This is a genomic window from Nonomuraea turcica (assembly GCF_030718205.1).
Taxonomy (GTDB): Bacteria; Actinomycetota; Actinomycetes; order Streptosporangiales; family Streptosporangiaceae; genus Nonomuraea.
Genome location: NZ_JAUZQF010000001.1, coordinates 793529 through 810882, shown reverse-complemented (window position 1 = coordinate 810882; position 17354 = coordinate 793529). Strand labels below are relative to the sequence as shown.

Genomic DNA, 17354 nt, shown 5'->3' with positions numbered 1-17354 from the left:
ATGGGATTGCGCTTCTCAACCATGGAGAGTCTGCCGCGCACGACGGCTTACTGGACACATGACGATTTTGGTAACCAGCGGCACGGGAAAGACCGGCCGCCGCGTGGCCGACCGGCTCACCGCTCTCGGCCTGCCCGTACGCATCGGGTCCCGCTCCGCCACACCGCCCTTCGACTGGGCCGACCGCTCGACGTGGCCGGCCGCGCTCGACGGCGTCTCGGCCGTCTACCTCGCCTACTACCCCGACGCGGCCTTCCCCGGCGCGTACGACGACATCAAGGCGTTCACCGAGCTCGCGGTACGCAACGGGGTGCGGCGGCTGGTCCTGCTGTCGGGCCGGGGCGAGCCGGAGGCGCAGGCCAGCGAGGTGACCGTCCAGGAGTCGGGAGCGGAGTGGACGATCGTGCGCTGCAGCTGGTTCATGCAGAACTTCAGCGAGGACTTCCTGCTGGAGCCGATGCGCGAGGGCGTCATCGCGCTGCCCGCCGCCGACGTGCCCGAGCCGTTCGTGGACGTCGACGACATCGCCGACGTGGCCGCCGCGGCGCTCAGCCAGGACGGCCACATCGGCAAGCTGTATGAACTGACCGGGCCGCGGCTGCTGACGTTCGCGCACGCCGCCGAGGAGCTGTCCCAGGCCACCGGCAGGAAGATCTCGTTCGTCCGGGTGACGCCGGAGGAGTACGTGGCCGCGGCCGTCGCGCACGGCCTGCCCCAGGCGGAGGCGGAGAGCCTGTCCGCGATGTTCACCGAGATCCTCGACGGCCGCAACGCGAGCGTGAGCGACGGCGTCCAGCAGGCGCTCGGCCGCCCGGCCCGCGACTTCGCCGACTTCGCCAGGGCCAACGCCCACGTCTGGAAGCTCTAGTCGCGTCTGAGAGCGGCTCCCGGGTCCCCTATTTCCGCTAACCTCACCTCGTCACTCTCGTGTTTTCGAAAGGTGTCGTTGTGATCGGCTGGTTCGAAGCGGTGATTCTGGGGTTGATCCAAGGACTCACGGAGTTCTTGCCGATCTCCTCCAGCGCCCACATCCGGGTGGTCTCCGCTTTCGCCGGCTGGCAGGACCCGGGGGCGGCGTTCACGGCCGTCATCCAGATCGGCACCGAGACGGCCGTGATCATCTACTTCCGCAAGGAAATCTGGGAGATCATCTCCACCTGGACGAGGTCGTTGTGGAACAAGGACCTGCGCAGCCACTGGGCGGCCCGCATGGGCTGGTATGTCATCGTCGGCACGCTGCCGATCGGCGTGCTCGGCCTGGTGCTCAAGGACCAGATCGAGACCGTCTTCCGCGACCTGCGCCTGGTGGGCACCACGCTGATCGTCTTCGCGCTCATCCTGTGGTTCGCCGACCGCACCGCCCGCAACAAGCTCACGCTGGAGAAACACCTCAGCTTCACCCACGCCATCGTCTACGGCTTCGCCCAGGCCCTCGCGCTGATCCCCGGCGTGTCCCGCTCCGGCGGCACCACCACCGCGGGCCTGCTGCTCGACTACCGCCGCGAGGACGCGGCCAAATACTCCTTCCTGCTGGCCATCCCGGCCGTCCTGGCGTCGGGCATTTTCGAGCTCAGCGAGATCGGCAATGGGCCGGCTCCGGCGTGGGGGCCGACCATCCTCGCCACGATCATCTCGTTCATCGTCGGCTATCTGGCGGTGGCCTGGTTCCTGCGCTACATCAGCACCCACCGCTTCACGGGCTTCGTGATCTACCGGATCGTGCTCGGGTTCTTCGTCATACTCGCGGTCACCCTCGACTGGATCCCCCCGCAGGGGTAGGGCTGCTCCCATTGCGGAAGGCATCGCTCAGGCCAACAGGCGAGCCAGGTCGCGGCGGTCGTTGACGCCGAGCTTGGCGTAGATCCGGTACAGGTGGTTGCCCACCGTGCGCTGGGACACCGTGAGCAGTTCGGCGATCTCCCTGTTGGTCAGGTCCCACGAGGCCAGGCGGGCGACCTCGCGTTCGCGGGCGCTCAGCTGGAGGTCCTCCTGGTCGTCGCCACCCCGCAACCTCATGACCTTCGCCAGCCGGTGACGAGTCCGGACGGGTCCAGCCCATGTCCGGATCACGTACGCGAACAAGGGGTGACGCAGCCGCACCCGGGCCGCGGAACGTTCCAAGACGATCAGGCCGCGCCCTTCCAGCCGTTCGGCGGCCTCGGCGGACACCAGCTCGAGCAGTGCGTCGAGGTCCAGCGACGGACCGAAGGCGACGAACTCCAACACCTCGCGCTCGGCCTCGTTCACCTCTCCGATCGCGGCCTCGATCAGCTGCCGGAGCCGCTCGGTCAGCACGAATTCCCCATGCCACCGCCACAGGCCGCCGCTGTGCGCGAGCTGCCCGGAGCGTACGAGCTCGACGAGGAAGCGCGGGTTGCCCTGGGTCGCGTGCCAGAGCCGCCGGACCGTCAGCCCCTCCACCTGCCCGCCGAGCATCCCGGCCAGCAGCCGGGCCGTCTCGTGAACGGACAACGGTCCGAGGTCGAGGCGGCCCAGGATGCCGTCCTTCCACAGCGCCAGCAGCGGGCCCGGGATCGGCGCGCCCGCGAGAGCGGTGGCCGCCAGCCGTACGCCCAGGTTCCTGACCAGGTGCCCGCACAGCGCCGCCGAGGACGCGTCGAGCAGGTGCGTGTCCCTCACCACGAGGACGTCCGCGGCGAGGCGATCCGCCGCCCAGCCGACCGGGTTGACCGGGTCCGGTGTACCGGGCAGCAGGTGCGCGAACGCCCCGAACGGCGTCTCGGGGGTCATGCCCACCACCCGCACCACGGACTCGTGCCACGGGACCGCCTCGGCCAGGAGCCTGTTCCTGCCCGCCCCGGCCTCGCCGACGATCAGGATCCCCCTGCCTTGGTGCAGCGCTGCCCTGATCGCCTGGCGCTCTCCCGTACGGCCGGTGAATGGCACGTCAGCCCACACGCGGTCCGACCTCCTTCACGCAGTCGGCGTTGCGGAGCGGGGCGGCGGGATCGTCGATCCAGGCGTTGCGGATCGGGCGGGGGCAGTCTTCGCGGTAGGCGCCGTAGTTGCCGGACGGGATCTCCAGAAGGCGGGCGCGGGTGAGCGATCTCGTCGCCGCCGCCACATCCGGCGCCGAGCCGCCGAAGGTGTCCAGTCCCCCGATGGTGATCAGCGTGGGGATGTCCGAGGCGACCGGCTCGCCGGACGGTGCCTCGCCCGCGGGCCAGACGGTGCACGCCTCCGCGTGCGGTCCGGCGGCATGCGGGCAGGTCAGCGAGTAGTACAGGCCGTGCGTCAGCCCACCGGCGCACTCAGGCATGAACCCCGCGCACATGCCCTCGTCGTTGGCCAGGTCCGCGGCGACGCTCCCCCAGTCGGGAGGTCCGGTCACGAGCTCCGCGACCGCCTGGACGTTGCCTCCGTAGCCCAAGGTGGAGGTGACCAGTCTCGTCAGCGCCGCGTCGTCCACGACGACCTTGACGTCCCTGCCCGAGGCCGACCGCACGGTGACGGTGACCGGCTTGTCGCGAAGCCGGGCGAGAGCCTTGTCGAACGAGCGGCGCAGGTCCTTGGTCAGCGCCCGGCAGCCGGGCGCATTGGCGCACAGGTCGCCGGCCCTCGCGAGCACCTCGCGCAGGCGGGTGTCCGGGTCGACGCGCAGGTTGGGGAGGGCGGGGCTGTCCAGCACGACGGAGCGGATGTGCTCGGGATGGTGGCGCATGACCTCCAGGGCCAGGAGCGACGCGGTGCCGAAACTCGTGAGGTTGACCTGCTCCAGGCCGAGCGCCTCGCGCAGATCGGCCACGTCCGCCGCGCTCTCGCGGAGGCTGTAGGCGGTCAGGTCGATGCCCCGTTGTTCCAACCGGGTACGGCAGGCCCGCACACCCTCCAGCAGCGGCCCCTTCACCTCCGCCATCAGCAGCCCGGCCAGTTCAGGAGCGATCGCCCGGACTTCCGGGCAGGCCAGGCTGGGCTCCGACAAACCGATCCCCCGCTGGTCGAGGAAGATCACAGAACGGTGGGTACGCGAGGCGAAGGGCGCGAGTTCTCCGTAGTTCTTGCGTTGCCCCAGCGTCTCGCCCACCACCACCATGGGATCGGGCGAGGCCGTTCCGGGTGGTTCGAAGCGGATGACGAACAGCCGAACCGTCGCCCCGTCGCGCTTGACCCGTGACTCCGGCACCGTCAGGTAGCCGCACGAGGCCTCCACATCGACGATCTCCGCCAGGACGTCCGCGGGACAGGCGATGCCCTGATACCCCAGCCGTGGCGTGGGCTGCTTGGCGGGCGCCTGGCTGCAGGCGGTCGCCGTCAGAAGCAGCAGGACCGCGATGACGGCGCGCATCACGACACCTTCTCGAAGGGAGCACTGTGATAGATCATGGTCTGCGCCATCAGCTCGCCCGTCCTGCTGTCGCCGGCCATACCCTCGCAGGTGTCCTCGGTCATCTTCAGCCGCAGCTGGTCGCCGGAGAGCTGGTACGTGTAGGTGACCGTGCCGCAGGCGTCCGTGGCCGCCACGGTCTCGAGGTCGATCACCCGGTAGGTGCCGCTCCAGCCCAGTTCGCCCGGGCCGCCGTTGACGGACTGGAACTGTGTCCAGCGGCCGCCCTGCGCCTTCAGCGTGAAGACGACCCGATCCTGCGACGACATCCGCCCCGTGACGCCCTCGATCTCTTTGGCGTCGAAGCCGCCTTCCTCCAGCACCGCCTCGATCCGGTCCCGTCCGACAGGCGAGGTCCGATAGGTGCCCTCAGGCAGTCTCGCCTCGACGGCCGCCGGGGAGCCGGGCGATACGGCACGCTCCTTCGGCGCCGTATCCGCGCACGCGGTCAAGGCCAGGCCGATGAGCAGTGCTGCCGGCCAGTGATGCTTCCTCATGCCCGTAGACAGACCCGATGGGGCGGGAAGGTTTACCGGCTCCACGGGCTCGACGTCAGCAACATCCGCCGCGCCGCACAGGTGTCCTCCACGACCGTGAAGGTCAGCACGTCACCGTCACGCCGCCAGCCGTACAGCCCCTCCCCGGTGCACAGGTCGTTGTAGAAGAGGTTGGTACGCAGTCGCTCGTCGTCGATCCGGACGTACGTGCCCGCGGGCCCGGGCCCCCTGACCGTGAGCCCCGGCGGTCCGCCCACATTGGCGGACCCGTCGGGCCGGACGGTGAGGAACCACCTGCCGGCCAGGTTCAGCCCCGATGTGTCCGGCAATTCGGCTGTGTACGTGGCCGCGAGCTCCCGCGTGACGGCCTCGTCCCGGCGCTCGGCGGAGAGAGCCAGGACGACGGGCACCAGGAGGACCGTCATGGCCACCGCCACCACCGCGACCAGCGGACGAAACAGGCGGCGGCGCCGGCGATGCAGCCGTACCCGGACCAGCGCCCGCTCGGTGTCCGGCTCCACCCGGGCCGCTGCCGCGACCAGCCCTTCACGCAGGCGCCGCTCAAAGGACATCGTCGATCTCCTCCTTCAGGAGGGACGCCAGCCGCTGCCTGGCCTTGTGCAGGTGGACCTTGGCCGTCGAACGGGTGCAGCCCAGAAAGTCGGCGATCTCCGAAATCGGGCGGTCCTCGAAGTAGAAGAGCACCACCGCGGCGCGCTGTGCCGGTGGCAGCCGCAGCACCGCTGCGTGGACGTCCACCGGCACGTCATCAGGCGCGGTCCAGCCGTCGCCTCGGCGTTCCAACAGGTTGCGTAAGCGTTCGCGGCGGGCGTGCCGTACGGCCATGCGGATGGCGACCCTGCGTACCCACGCTTCGGGCTGCTCGTACCGGGAGATCTTCGTCCAGCGTTCGAAGAGCTGGATGAACGCGTCCTGCGCGATCTCCTCCGCATGGCCGTGATCATGCAGGATCAGGTAGACCGTGCTCACGACACGCGGGAACTGCGCCCGGAAGAACCAGGCGAAACCCTCTTCGACGTCCCGCGTCACCTGCACCACCACAATCGGATACAGACATGAGACAGCCGCGGGGTTTACCGGGCAATAACGTTTTCGCCCGCTACGTCAGCGCTCTGGACCGGACGGTAGTACGCCGCCCACGCCTCGTCGCCCATCCTGAGGATCTTCACCCCGACCCAGCCGAGGGCGACGACGGGCGCGGTCCAGAAGGGCACGATCGCGGGGCCGTACGGGACCGCGAAGGAGCCGAGGTAGCCGGCGGCCACGACGAGCGGCACCCACCAGCCTGTGAACCCGGTCCGCCACACGGCCACGAGCAGCACCGGCAGGCCGAAGAGGCCGAAGAACATCCACGGGAGCTGATAGCCGAAGATCACGCCGGGCAGGTTCATCATCTCGTCCATGATCTGCGTTGCCCGCTCCGGCGGATAGTGCTGCCCCAGCCACCACTCCACCGGGTCGCCCATCAGCAGGGCGGAGAGGGCGAGGTAGCCGAGCATCGTCAGCGCGCCCGCCACGTGGCCGAACCACGTGGCCTTGCGCCTGGTCAGGTGCACCAGGCCGAGCACGGCGACGGCCATGAGCATCCAGCTCCAGTGGTAGAGGACGGACTGGGTCTGGGCGAGCGCGGGGTTGTCGCCGAAGCTGACGGCCTCTCTGTCGTCGCCCCAGGTGCCCGGGTCGACGGCGACGGCGATGGCCTGGAGCAGCGGGGCCACGATCAGCAGGACGCCTGCCGTGACGCGGCGGAAAGTCACCTGGTCGTTCAACATGGCGCTGACGGTAGGCCGGGAGTGTGCCCGCGGTCGTCCGCCTGCTGGAGGACGGCTCGTCCGCTCATAGGCGGAGAAGATCAGGCGGCGCGGGCCGCCGGAGCGCGGCCGGACCTCCGTCGTGGAGAGCCGGCCGCGCCGGTGCGTCACGCCGCAACGGGCGTGCGCGGGACGACGACACCGGGCTGGGGGCGGCGGCCCGGCAGGGCGAGCAGCACCAGGCCCAGCAGGCCCCACAGGGCCAGGACGCCCACTGGCGTCCACAGGGCCGCGCCGTCGAAGAAGACCGTGTTGCGCACCGCCTCGGCGGCCGGTCCGAGCGGGAGGATCTGCCCGACGGCGGCGTACCACTCCGGGATGTACCGCGCCCCGAGCGGCCCGCCGCTGGCCGGCAGCCCGATCGGGATGAACAGCAGCGCCGCGACCCCCACCCCGGGCACGCCGAGGAGCTTGCGCAGTCCCGCGACCACGAGCCCGATCGCCAGTGAGATGCCCCACGACACCAGCACCAGCCAGCCGAACCGACCCGGGAGCGCCCCGAAGACCGTGTCGGCGAGCCACGCGTTGCCCGCGCCCGCGACCAGCGAGCCGGCTGCCAGCACGCCGAGCCGCCCGCCCAAACCGAGCCCGGGCGCGACCTGGAACATCAGCACGGCCAGCGCGATGCCCGGCAGGACCAGCGCGAGCACGTAGAACATGCCGGAGATGCCGCCGGAGTCGCCGGGCGGCAGCGGTGCCGCGTCCTCCACCCGCAACGGACGCCCCTGGGCCTGGGCCGCCGCCTGGAAGGCGGAGGTGATGATCGTGGCGCCGGTGCGTCCGCCCGCGCTGGCCACGATCAGCTTGCCCTCCTGCGGCACGAGCACCGCGTCCACCTCCCTGTCGAGCAGCGCGGCCCGCGCGACGTCGGCCGTGGTGTATTCGCTCAGCGCGAAGGCCCCCTCCTTGCGCTGGTCGATGCCCGCCTGGAGCTGTGCGACCTGCTCGCCGGGCGCGACGACCGCGACGGGCACGCCGTGCGGCTCCGGCTGGTGGAACGCGCCGAGGAACGATCCCGCGAAGAGCATCCCCAGCAGGGTGACCCCGACCACGAGGCCGATGATCTTTCCCATCTTTTTCACCACCTGATGACTTCATCGATGTTGAATTCTACGGTAGATGAATTCCACGTGGTTGAATAGGCCCATGGCCGACGAACGGGGCAGACGACCGGGGAACCCGCAGACGAGGGACGAGATCCTGGAGGCCGCGATCGCCGCCTTCCTCGCCAAGGGCTATCGCGACACCACGATCAGGGGCGTGGCACGGGAGGCAGGCGTCGACCCGGCGCTCGTGATGCACTTCTTCGGCACCAAGGACGGGCTGTTCGAAGCGGCGATCAACGGCAGCATGCCGGTCGCGCTGATGATGGAGGCCCTCGACGGCGACGAGGAGCACCTCGCCGAGCGGCTCTCCAGGAGATATGTGGAGCTCTGGGAGGATCCGGCGCACGGGCCGAGGATGTCGGCCGTATTGCAGGCGGCCACCGCCACCTCGGCGGCGGCCGACCTGCTGAAGCACCTGATGCGCCAGGAGTTGCTCGGCCCCATCGCCCGGCGGCTGTCGAGCGACCACGCCGAGGTCCGGGCACTGCTGGCGGCCTCGCAACTGGTCGGCATCGCGATGCTCCGCTACGTCCTCAAGGTGGAGCCGCTGGCGTCGCTGCCCGCCGACGTGGTCGCGGCCGCCGTCGCACCGACCCTCCAGCGTTATCTGACGGGTGCGCTCTCCCTGGAGGAGATCGCCGTCTCACGGTAGGTGGCCATCGTGAACAGCAGCGTCACCAGGCCGAACGCGGTGGCCAGCACGATCACGCCCGTCCTGCCATACCAGTCGAGCGCCGCGCCGCCGGCGAGCCCGGCCATGAACAGCCCGAGGTACTGCGCGGACGACAGCAGCCCGAGCCCGATCGGCACGTTGTCGGGAACCGCGGCGACGGTCCTGAACTGCTGGGCAGGCGCCACCAGCCAGCCGAGCGCGCCCCACAGGAACGCCCAGCCGAGCGCGATCGGCAGCGCGAGGTTCGCGACGGGGATGAGGGCCATGAACACGGTGGACGCGGCCAGGCCCACCATGATCATCTTGCGTGGGCCGTATGCGTCGGTGAGACGCCCGCCCAGTTGGTTGCCGACGACCCCGCCCAGCCCCCATGCCCACAACACCGCGGGCAGCGGCAGGTCGAACAGCGACCCGATGTAGGTGTACGCGGTGAACCCGGCCGCGAACATCAGCAACTGCGTGACCAGCACCGCCAGCACCCGCCGGTCCCCCAGCGGCGTGAAACGCTCCTTCAGCCGCCCCGACGCCGGAATCCTGAGCTCGGGCACCACAGCCGCCACCCAGGCGAGCCCGACCACCCCGAGTCCTACCACGAGCCAGAGCGTGGCCCGCCAGCCGGCGGCCGAGCCCAGCCAGGTGCCGAGCGGCACCCCGATCGCCGACGAAACACTCAATCCGCCCATGACCAGCGCGAGTGCGCGCCCGCGGCGCTCCGGCGCGGCCAGCGCGTTGGCCACGCCCGACGCGGTCGGCGTGAACATGGCCGCCCCGGCGGCGGCGATCACCCGGGTGACCAGGACCAGCGGGTACGTCGCGGCGAACGCGGTCAGCACGTTGCCCAGCACGAAGACGCCCAGGGCCAGGAGCAACAACCGCTTGCGCGGCAGGCGGGCGGTCAGGGCGGCGAGCGGGGGCGACAACACCGCGTACGCCAGCGCGAAGACCGTCATCAACTGCCCCGCCGCCGACGGTGAAACCGCCAGATCCGCCGAGATGGGCGCTAAGAGCCCGGCGGTCACGAATATGCCAGTACCGATCGCGAAATTTCCGACAGCAAGCGGAAAGAGCCGCGCACTCATGAAGCCTCCAGCGAATGTTGGATGCCCATCAAACTGTCTTATAGTTGGATTGTTGTCAAACCATAAGACAGAGGTAGGGTTCACCCATGCGCCTGCTCCCGCATCCCGCCACCGAGGACATCGAGCTCACCGAGGTCCTGCGGGCGCTGGCCGACCCGGTCCGGCTGGAGATCGTCGTCCGGTTGGCCGTGGCGGGCGAGTTGAACTGCACCGTCGCCGGTGACGACCTCGGCGTACACAAGTCGACGGCCTCACACCATTACCGGACCCTGCGCGAGGCGGGCGTGGTGCTCACCAAGCAGGAAGGCAGGCTCAAGTTCATGAGCCTGCGCCGCGACGACCTGGAATCCCGCTTCCCCGGCCTGCTCGACTCGATCCTCGCCGCGACCACATCCCATGTCCGCTTCTGACCAGCTGCCCATCCACCACGTCCTGCCCGAGCTGCTCGCCATGCTCGAGCGGCACGGCACCGCCGTGCTGACCGCACCACCCGGCACGGGGAAGACGACGGTGGTGCCCCTGGCGCTGGCCGAGGCGGGGATGCGGGTGCTGGTGGCCGAGCCGCGGCGGCTGGCCGTCCGCGCGGCGGCCCGGCGGATGGGCGTGAGCTACACGATCCGCGGTGAGCGCCACACGGGCGCGAACCCCATGGTCGAGGTGGTCACGACCGGCGTGCTGCTCCAGCGCCTCCAGCGGGACCAGGAACTGGCCGGGGTGGACGCGGTCATGCTGGACGAGTGCCACGAGCGGCACCTGGACGCGGACACGGCACTGGCGTTCCTGCTGGACGTGCGCGACACGCTCCGCCCCGACCTGCGCCTCATCGCCACCTCCGCCACCGCCGACGCCGCGCCCTGGTCCCGCCTGCTCGGGGGCCCCGTCGTGACGGCCACCGGGGCCGCGTATCCGGTGGAGACGGTGTGGGCCCCATCTCCGCGCCCGGCCGCCCCGCCCCACGGCCTACGCGTGGACCCCGCGTTCCTGTCCCACGTGGCTTCCGTGGTCCGCCGCGCTTGGGCCGAACGCGACGGCGACGTGCTGTGCTTCCTTCCCGGGGTGGGCGAAATCGCCAAGGTGGCGGCGGCACTCTCCGACGTCCCGGAGGTCCTGCAGGTGCACGGCCAGGCCCCGGCCCACGTCCAGGACGCCGTCCTGTCGGCGGGGCGGGCGCGCCGGGTGGTCCTGGCCACTTCCGTCGCCGAGTCGAGCCTGACCGTTCCCGGGGTCCGGGTGGTCGTGGACTCGGGGCTGGCGCGCGAGCCGCGTACGGACCATGCCCGGGGTCTGGGGTCGCTCACCACGGTCAGGGCCTCCAAGGCGGCTGCGGCCCAGCGGGCGGGCCGGGCGGGACGGGAGGCCCCTGGCACGGTGTATCGATGCTGGACCGCCGCCGACCACGAGCGCCTGGCCGACCATCCGCGCCCTGAGATCGTGCTCGCGGACCTGACCGGGTTCGCGTTGCAGGCGGCCTGCTGGGGTGACGCCGACGCCTCCGGCCTGGCGCTCCTGGATCCGCCACCGGCCGCCGCGATGTCCGCCGCCGCCCGCACCCTGACGGAGCTCGGTGCCCTCGGGCCGGGCTCCCGGGTGACGGACCGCGGGCGGCGGATGGCACTCGCGGGTGTGCACCCTCGCCTGGCCAGGGCGCTGCTGGATCTGGGGCCGCGCGCCGCCGAGGTGGTGGCGCTGCTGTCCGAGCAGTTGCCGCGCGACGCGGGGGACGACCTGGTGGAGGTCTGGCGCACGGCTCTCCGCGGCGGATCCGGCTTCGCCGCACGCTGGCGCCGGGAGGCTCAGCGTCTCAGCAGAGCGGCCACCCAGGCCCGCAACCCGGATCCGCCTGCCACCCCGGCGTCCTCGACGCGCCAGCCCGGTGGTCTGGAACCACCGGCGCGCGAGGCCGGCGGCGCGACCACACAGGACGTGCTGGCCGGGATGGCCGTGGCGCTGGCGTTTCCCGAGCGGGTGGCGCGGCGGCGTGGCGGCGGCTATCTCATGGCGTCCGGCACCCGGGCCCAGCTGCCCGACGGCTCCCGGCTGCAGACCGCCGAATGGCTGGCCATCGCGGTCGCCGACCGCCCCACCGGGTCGGCCTCGGCCCGCATCAGGCAGGCAGTCGCGATCGACGAGGACATCGCCAGGCTGGCGCACCCCACCACGACAGAAGACGAGGTCGAGTGGCGGGTCCCGCCGGGCGAGCGTCGCGGCGACGTCTCCGCCCGCAGGGTCGAGCGCATGGGCGCCATCGAGCTGTCCTCGACCCCGCTCAAGGACGCCGACGTCCGCGAGGCCATCCTGTACGGCCTCCGCACCGAGGACGTCCTGACCTGGACGAAACAGGCCAAGGACCTCAGGGACCGCCTGGCCTTCTGCCACCGCGCGATCGGCCCCCCGTGGCCCTCGATGGACACGCTCATCGACCTGGCCGACCAGTGGCTGGAACCCGAGTTGTCGAGAGCCCGCCGCCGCGCCGACCTGGAACGCCTCGACGTCGCCCAGGCGCTCAAACGCCTGATCCCGTGGAGCGAACGCCTGGAGAAGGTCGCCCCCGAGCGCATCGAGGTGCCCAGCGGCTCCCACATCCGTGTGGACTACTCGGGCGAGCAGCCGGTGCTGGCGGTGAAGCTACAGGAGCTGTTCGGCTGGCAGGAGACGCCGGAGATCGCGGGCGTGCCGGTCCTGGTGCATCTGCTCTCCCCGGCGGGCCGGCCGGTGGCGGTCACCGCGGACCTGGCGTCGTTCTGGCGGGACGCCTACCGTTCCGTACGCGCCGAACTCCGCGGCCGCTACCCCAAGCACCCCTGGCCAGAGGACCCGCTGACCGCCGTCCCCACGAGCCGGACCCGCAGATGACCATCCCACTCTCGCCACCAGGTGGGAAAAGCTGCACACTCTAGACATGTTGTGGGCAGGCAGGACCGCCACCGAGATCGCGACGGCCGTCCGGCGCGGCGAGGTCTCGGCCACGACGGTCGTCGAGGAGCATCTGCACGTCATCTCCGCACGGGACCCCGAGGTGGGAGCCTTCCGGCTGGTCAGGGAACAGGCCGTGGAGGAGGCGCAGGCCGTGCAGAAACGTCCCGACCTGGCGCAGTTGCCGCTGGCCGGCGTTCCCGTCGCGGTGAAGGACAACCTGGAGGTGGCGGGCGAGGCCACCCGCGGCGGCTCCGCCGGCACTGCCGACGTGCCCGCGCGGGCGGACCACGTGACGGTCGCGCGGCTGCGCGCGGCGGGCGCGGTGGTCGTCGGCCTGACCAACCTGCCCGAGCTGGGGCTCGTGGCGTTCGGCGACAGCGCGTACGGCATCGTGCGCAACCCCTGGGACCGGACCCGCACGACCGGCGGCTCGTCCTCGGGCAGCGCGGCGGCCGTGGCGGCGGGCATGGTGCCGATCGCGCTCGGCAACGACGGCATGGGCTCGCTGCGCATCCCGGCGGCGGCCTGCGGCGTGCTGGCCATCAAGCCGGGCGCCGGGGTCGTGCCCCCGCCGGCCAACGACTGGGATCGGCTGACGGAGAACGGCCCGCTGGCCACGACCGCGTCCGACCTGTCGCTCGCGCTGTCCGTGCTGGCCGCCGACCCGTCGCTGGCCGAGGCATGGCGTGGCGGCCGCCGGGTGGATCCACGCCCGCCCATGCTGCGCTCGGTCTGGGCGGACGACGAGGAGGTGTGGGAGCCGCCGCCGCCGGACAGCCAGGAGCTGTTCGACCTGCGGGTGGCGTACGCGCCTCAGCCGCTGCCGATCGGCCTGCCCATCGACAAGGAGTTCCAGGCGGCGGTGCGCGCGGCGGCGGAGACGTTGCGGGTGGCCGGGCACACGGTGGTCGAGCACGGCCACCGGCTGCCTGCCTGGCTGGGCCCGGCCGCGGTCGCCACCTGGCTCGGCCAGGCCGCGACGGCGGCGGACGATCTGGACAGCCGGAGTGTGGAGCGGCGCACCCGGGCGCTGGCCCGCGCCGGCCGGGTGCTGGGCCGGCTCAAGCTGAACGGCGTACGCGGACGCGAGCGCTGGAGCGCCTATGGGGCCGATCAGTGGTTCGGCGACGCGGACGTGCTGGTCACGCCCGTGCTGGGCACCATCCCGCCCAGGGCGGACCGCTGGGGCGAGCGCGGACTGCTCCGCAACGTGCTGGCGAACCTCAGGTTCGCCCCCGCCACGGGCGCCTGGAACATGTGCGGCTGGCCCGCGATCAGCGTGCCCATCGCCACCCACTCCAGCGGCCTGCCGATCGGCGTGCAGCTCATCGCCCCGCCCGGCGGCGAGCCGCACCTGCTCGGCCTGGCCGCCCAGCTCCAGTCCGCCCACCCCCCGGTGCGGCCACGCGGCTATCACTGACCGCCGGGGGGTGAACGGCTCAGATCCCGACCGGGTGCCAGACGGTCTTGGTCTCCAGGAACCGGGTCATCCGCCCGATCCCCGGGTCGGCCGTCCAGTCCTCCTGGGCGGGCCGCAGGACCCGCTTGAGGTTGTCCGCAGCCGCCTGCTCACAGCGCAGCGCCAGATCGGCGTCCGCCACCCCGGTCAGGTCGAGCCCGTTGACGTCCATGTGGCCCGCCAGCCAGGGCGCGAGCTCGGCCTGCTTGCCGGTGAGCACGTTGACGACACCGCCGGGCAGGTCGGACGTGGCCATGACCTCGGCCAGGGTGATCGAGGCGAGCGGGGACGGCTCGGAGGCCACGACCACGCAGGTGTTGCCGGTGACGATCACCGGGGCGACCACCGACACCAGCCCGAGCAGCGGGTCGGCGGGCGCGACGATCGCGACCACCCCGGTCGGCTCGGGTGAGGACAGGTTGAAGTAGGGGCCCGCGACCGGGTTGGCCGCCCCGTGCACCGAGGCGATCTTGTCGGACCACCCGGCGTACCAGACGAGCCGGTCCACCGCCGCGTCCACCGCCTCCAGCGCCGCCCTCTTACCGCCCTGTCTAACCTGGGCGAGCTCCTCGGCGAACTGGGCGCGCCGCCCCTCAAGCATCTCGGCGACGCGATAGAGGATCTGCCCCCGGTTGTAGGGGGTCGCGCCCGACCAGCCGGGGAACGCCTTGCGCGCGGCCACCACGGCGTCGCGGGCGTCCTTGCGCGAGGCATGCGAGGCGTTGGCGAGGAATTCGCCCTTGGGCGAGGTCACGGGGTAGGACCTCCCACTCTCAGAGCGCGGGAACGCCCCGCCGATGTACAGCTTGTAGGTCTTTCTGACGGACAGCCGGCTCATCGACCCTCCTGCGAAGTATGGACGGGGACGAAGACCTGGCCGCACCGGCTCACGCCGCAGCGGTGGGCGTACCAGCCGGTGCGTACCGGACGACCGGCCCGCGCGAAAGCGTGGCCCCGGGTGGCCTGCGCACGCCGTTTCCTACGCCCGAAGCGGCGATGCTCACACGTCAAGGTAGGCCTCCAAGCCGAGCAACCCGCCCTCGCGGCCGTACCCGGACTCCTTGTAGCCGCCGAAGGGAGAGGCGGGGTCGAACTTGTTGAACGTGTTGGCCCAGACCACACCGGCCCTGAGCTTGTCCGCCATCCACAGGATGCGCGAGCCCTTCTCAGTCCAGATGCCCGCGGACAGCCCATAGGGGGTGTTGTTGGCCTTCTCGACGGCCTCGGCCGGGGTGCGGAAGGTCAGTACGGAGAGCACCGGGCCGAAGATCTCGTCCCTGGCGATCGTGTGCGACTGCGCCACGCCGGTGAAGATCGTCGGCGGGAACCAGAAACCCTTGTCCGGCAGCTCGCAGACGGGCGACCAGCGAAGCGCCCCCTCCGACTCGCCGATCGCGGACAGCTCACGGATCTTGGCGAGCTGGTCGGCGGAGTTGATCGCGCCGACGTCGGTGTTCTTGTCCAGCGGGTCCCCGAGCCGCAGCGTGCCGAGCCTGCGCTTGAGCGCGTCGAGCAGCTCGTCCTGGATCGACTCCTGCACCAGCAGCCGCGAGCCCGCGCAGCACACATGTCCCTGGTTGAAGAAGATGCCGTTGACGATGCCCTCGACCGCCTGGTCGATGGCGGCGTCCTCGAACACGATGTTCGCGGCCTTACCGCCCAGCTCCAGCGTCAGCTTCTTGTCGGTGCCCGCCACCGTGCGCGCGATGATCCGGCCGACCTCGGTGGAGCCGGTGAAGGCCACCTTGTTGACGTCGGGGTGCGCGACCACGGCCGCGCCGGTCTCGCCCGCGCCGGTCACGATGTTGACCACGCCCGGCGGCAGGTCGGCCTGCCGGCAGATGTCGGCGAACAACAACGCGGTCAGCGGCGTGGTCTCGGCCGGCTTGAGCACGACCGTGTTGCCGCAGGCCAGCGCGGGCGCGATCTTCCAGGCCAGCATGAGCAGGGGGAAGTTCCACGGGATGACCTGCCCGGCCACGCCCAGCGGCTTACCCCCACCCTGCCCATTTGTCGTCCTCCGGCCGAACCCGGCGTATTCCAGCTTGTCCGCCCAGCCCGCGTAGTAGAAGAAGTGCGCCGCGACCAGAGGCAGGTCGACGTCGCGCGACTCGCGGATCGGCTTGCCGTTGTCCAGCGACTCCAGCACCGCGAGTTCGCGGGCCCGCTCCTGGATGATGCGCGCGATGCGGAACAGGTATTTCGCCCGCTCGGCGCCGGGCAGCGCGCTCCAGACCCCGAACGCCTTACGCGCCGCCTGCACGGCCCGGTCCACGTCGTCGGACGTGGCGGTGGCGATCTCGGCCAGCTTCTCCTCGGTCGCCGGGTTGATCGTCTTGAACGTGGGGCCGGAGCCGTCCACGAACTCGCCGTTGATGAACAGCCCGTACGCCGGCTTGATGTCGACGACGTCGCGCGACTCGGGCGCGGGTGCGTACTCGAAGATCGCCATCATCAGTCCAGGGTGAAGTAGTCGGGACCGGCGTATCGCCCGGTGGCCAGCTTTTGGCGCTGCATCAGCAGGTCGTTGAGCAGCGACGAGGCGCCCAGCCTGAACCAGTCGGGCGTCAGCCAGTCGTCGCCGGCCGTCTCGTTGACCAGCACCAGGTTTTTGATCGCGTCCTTGGTGGTGCGGATGCCGCCCGCGGGCTTGACCCCCACCTGGCGGCCCGTCGCGTCGCGGAAGTCGCGCACCGCCTCGAGCATGATCAGCGTGACGGGCGGCGTGGCCGCGGGGGACACCTTGCCCGTGGAGGTCTTGATGAAGTCGGCGCCCGCCAGCATCGCCAGCCACGACGCCCGCCGCACGTTGTCGTAGGTCGCCAGCTCGCCGGTCTCCAGGATCACCTTCAGGTGCGCCGCGCCGCACGCGGCCTTGACCGCGACGATCTCCTCGAAGACCTTCAGGTAGTCGCCGGACAGGAACGCGCCGCGATCGATCACCATGTCGATCTCGTCGGCGCCCGCGGCGACGGCCAGCGCCGTGTCGCTCACCTTGACCTCCAGCGACGAGCGCCCGCTGGGGAACGCGGTCGCCACCGAGGCCACCTTCACCCCCGACCCGCGCAGCGTCTCGGCGGCCACGGCGACCAGGTCGGGATAAACGCAGACGGCCGCCACCTTAGGGGCGTCGCCGCCGGGGCGCACGGCCTTGATGCACATCGCGCGCACCTTGCCTGCCGTGTCCGCGCCCTCGAGGGTGGTCAGGTCGACCATGGAAATGGCCAGGTCAATGGCCTTGGCTTTGGCGGTTGTCTTGATCGATCGGGTGCCGAGCATGGCCGCCCGCTGGTCTGCGCCGACCCGGTCGACGCCGGGCAGGCCGTGCAGGAATGCCCGTAGCGTCGCGCCGGACGCGGCTACGTCCGCGAGCGAAGTCGTCAGAGTTGACACCATCACAGCATCGCCGACCAGGGCCTCCTCCTCCAAACCGGACCACCTTAGGAC

Annotated in this window: 17 protein-coding genes; 6 read left to right on the top strand and 11 right to left on the bottom strand. The window is 71.2% G+C overall.

Annotation, left to right across the window (positions count from 1 at the left end):
• Window positions 1-58: 58 nt before the first annotated feature.
• Complete coding sequence (locus Q9G87_RS04310) at window positions 59-868, top strand: NmrA family NAD(P)-binding protein (RefSeq protein WP_305914841.1); 810 nt, start codon at window positions 59-61, stop codon at window positions 866-868.
• An 80-nt stretch (window positions 869-948) separates the two neighbouring features.
• Entirely contained in the window at window positions 949-1779 is an 831-nt protein-coding gene (locus Q9G87_RS04305) for an undecaprenyl-diphosphate phosphatase (protein WP_305914840.1), read from the top strand.
• A 27-nt stretch (window positions 1780-1806) separates the two neighbouring features.
• Here the strand turns inward: Q9G87_RS04305 and Q9G87_RS04300 are convergent, their stop codons facing one another.
• The 7 genes from Q9G87_RS04300 to Q9G87_RS04270 all read right to left on the bottom strand — a co-directional run bounded on the left by Q9G87_RS04300 (window position 1807) and on the right by Q9G87_RS04270 (window position 7747).
• A complete protein-coding gene (locus Q9G87_RS04300; protein ID WP_305914839.1) occupies window positions 1807-2919 on the bottom strand; it encodes a helix-turn-helix transcriptional regulator in 1113 nt (370 codons plus the stop codon).
• Window positions 2909-4306, bottom strand: coding sequence for an alpha/beta fold hydrolase (locus Q9G87_RS04295; RefSeq protein WP_305914838.1), 1398 nt, complete (start codon window positions 4304-4306; stop codon window positions 2909-2911). Before Q9G87_RS04295 ends, Q9G87_RS04300 begins: the two co-directional genes overlap by 11 nt.
• The gene (locus Q9G87_RS04290; protein WP_305914837.1) at window positions 4306-4842 is read right to left on the bottom strand and encodes a hypothetical protein; all 537 of its coding nucleotides are present in this window, start codon (window positions 4840-4842) and stop codon (window positions 4306-4308) included. The genes Q9G87_RS04295 and Q9G87_RS04290 overlap by 1 nt, the downstream gene beginning before the upstream one ends.
• 32 nt (window positions 4843-4874) lie before the next feature.
• Window positions 4875-5414, bottom strand: a complete 540-nt coding sequence (locus tag Q9G87_RS04285; protein WP_305914836.1) for a hypothetical protein — start codon at window positions 5412-5414, stop codon at window positions 4875-4877.
• On the bottom strand, window positions 5404-5892 hold the full coding sequence (locus Q9G87_RS04280) for an RNA polymerase sigma factor (RefSeq protein ID WP_305914835.1): 489 nt from the start codon (window positions 5890-5892) through the stop codon (window positions 5404-5406). The genes Q9G87_RS04285 and Q9G87_RS04280 overlap by 11 nt, the downstream gene beginning before the upstream one ends.
• A gap of 44 nt (window positions 5893-5936) precedes the next feature.
• Window positions 5937-6635, bottom strand: coding sequence for a hypothetical protein (locus Q9G87_RS04275; protein ID WP_305914834.1), 699 nt, complete (start codon window positions 6633-6635; stop codon window positions 5937-5939).
• Window positions 6636-6781: 146 nt separating this feature from the next.
• Window positions 6782-7747, bottom strand: coding sequence for a hypothetical protein (locus Q9G87_RS04270; RefSeq protein WP_305914833.1), 966 nt, complete (start codon window positions 7745-7747; stop codon window positions 6782-6784).
• A 73-nt stretch (window positions 7748-7820) separates the two neighbouring features.
• On the opposite strand from Q9G87_RS04270, the gene Q9G87_RS04265 reads away from it, so the two are divergent.
• Window positions 7821-8432, top strand: coding sequence for a TetR/AcrR family transcriptional regulator (locus Q9G87_RS04265; RefSeq protein WP_305914832.1), 612 nt, complete (start codon window positions 7821-7823; stop codon window positions 8430-8432).
• On the opposite strand, the gene Q9G87_RS04260 is transcribed toward Q9G87_RS04265, so the two are convergent.
• Window positions 8384-9532, bottom strand: a complete 1149-nt coding sequence (locus Q9G87_RS04260; RefSeq protein ID WP_305914831.1) for an MFS transporter — start codon at window positions 9530-9532, stop codon at window positions 8384-8386. The genes Q9G87_RS04265 and Q9G87_RS04260 overlap by 49 nt on opposite strands.
• Window positions 9533-9618: 86 nt before the next feature.
• On the opposite strand from Q9G87_RS04260, the gene Q9G87_RS04255 reads away from it, so the two are divergent.
• The 3 genes from Q9G87_RS04255 to Q9G87_RS04245 are packed head-to-tail and all read left to right on the top strand — an operon-like array spanning window position 9619 to window position 13868.
• On the top strand, window positions 9619-9942 hold the full coding sequence (locus Q9G87_RS04255; protein WP_305914830.1) for an ArsR/SmtB family transcription factor: 324 nt from the start codon (window positions 9619-9621) through the stop codon (window positions 9940-9942).
• Window positions 9929-12385, top strand: coding sequence for an ATP-dependent helicase HrpB (hrpB, locus tag Q9G87_RS04250; RefSeq protein ID WP_305914829.1), 2457 nt, complete (start codon window positions 9929-9931; stop codon window positions 12383-12385). Before Q9G87_RS04255 ends, hrpB begins: the two co-directional genes overlap by 14 nt.
• Before the next feature lie 46 nt (window positions 12386-12431).
• The gene (locus tag Q9G87_RS04245) at window positions 12432-13868 is read left to right on the top strand and encodes an amidase (protein ID WP_305914828.1); all 1437 of its coding nucleotides are present in this window, start codon (window positions 12432-12434) and stop codon (window positions 13866-13868) included.
• Window positions 13869-13887: 19 nt separating this feature from the next.
• Here Q9G87_RS04245 and Q9G87_RS04240 read toward each other — a convergent pair whose 3' ends face one another.
• The 3 genes from Q9G87_RS04240 to deoC all read right to left on the bottom strand — a co-directional run bounded on the left by Q9G87_RS04240 (window position 13888) and on the right by deoC (window position 17303).
• A complete protein-coding gene (locus Q9G87_RS04240) occupies window positions 13888-14745 on the bottom strand; it encodes an aldehyde dehydrogenase family protein (RefSeq protein WP_305914827.1) in 858 nt (285 codons plus the stop codon).
• Window positions 14746-14907: 162 nt separating this feature from the next.
• The gene (locus tag Q9G87_RS04235; protein ID WP_452448634.1) at window positions 14908-16362 is read right to left on the bottom strand and encodes an aldehyde dehydrogenase family protein; all 1455 of its coding nucleotides are present in this window, start codon (window positions 16360-16362) and stop codon (window positions 14908-14910) included.
• A complete protein-coding gene (gene deoC / locus Q9G87_RS04230; protein ID WP_305915127.1) occupies window positions 16362-17303 on the bottom strand; it encodes a deoxyribose-phosphate aldolase in 942 nt (313 codons plus the stop codon). Before deoC ends, Q9G87_RS04235 begins: the two co-directional genes overlap by 1 nt.
• Window positions 17304-17354: the final 51 nt, after the last annotated feature.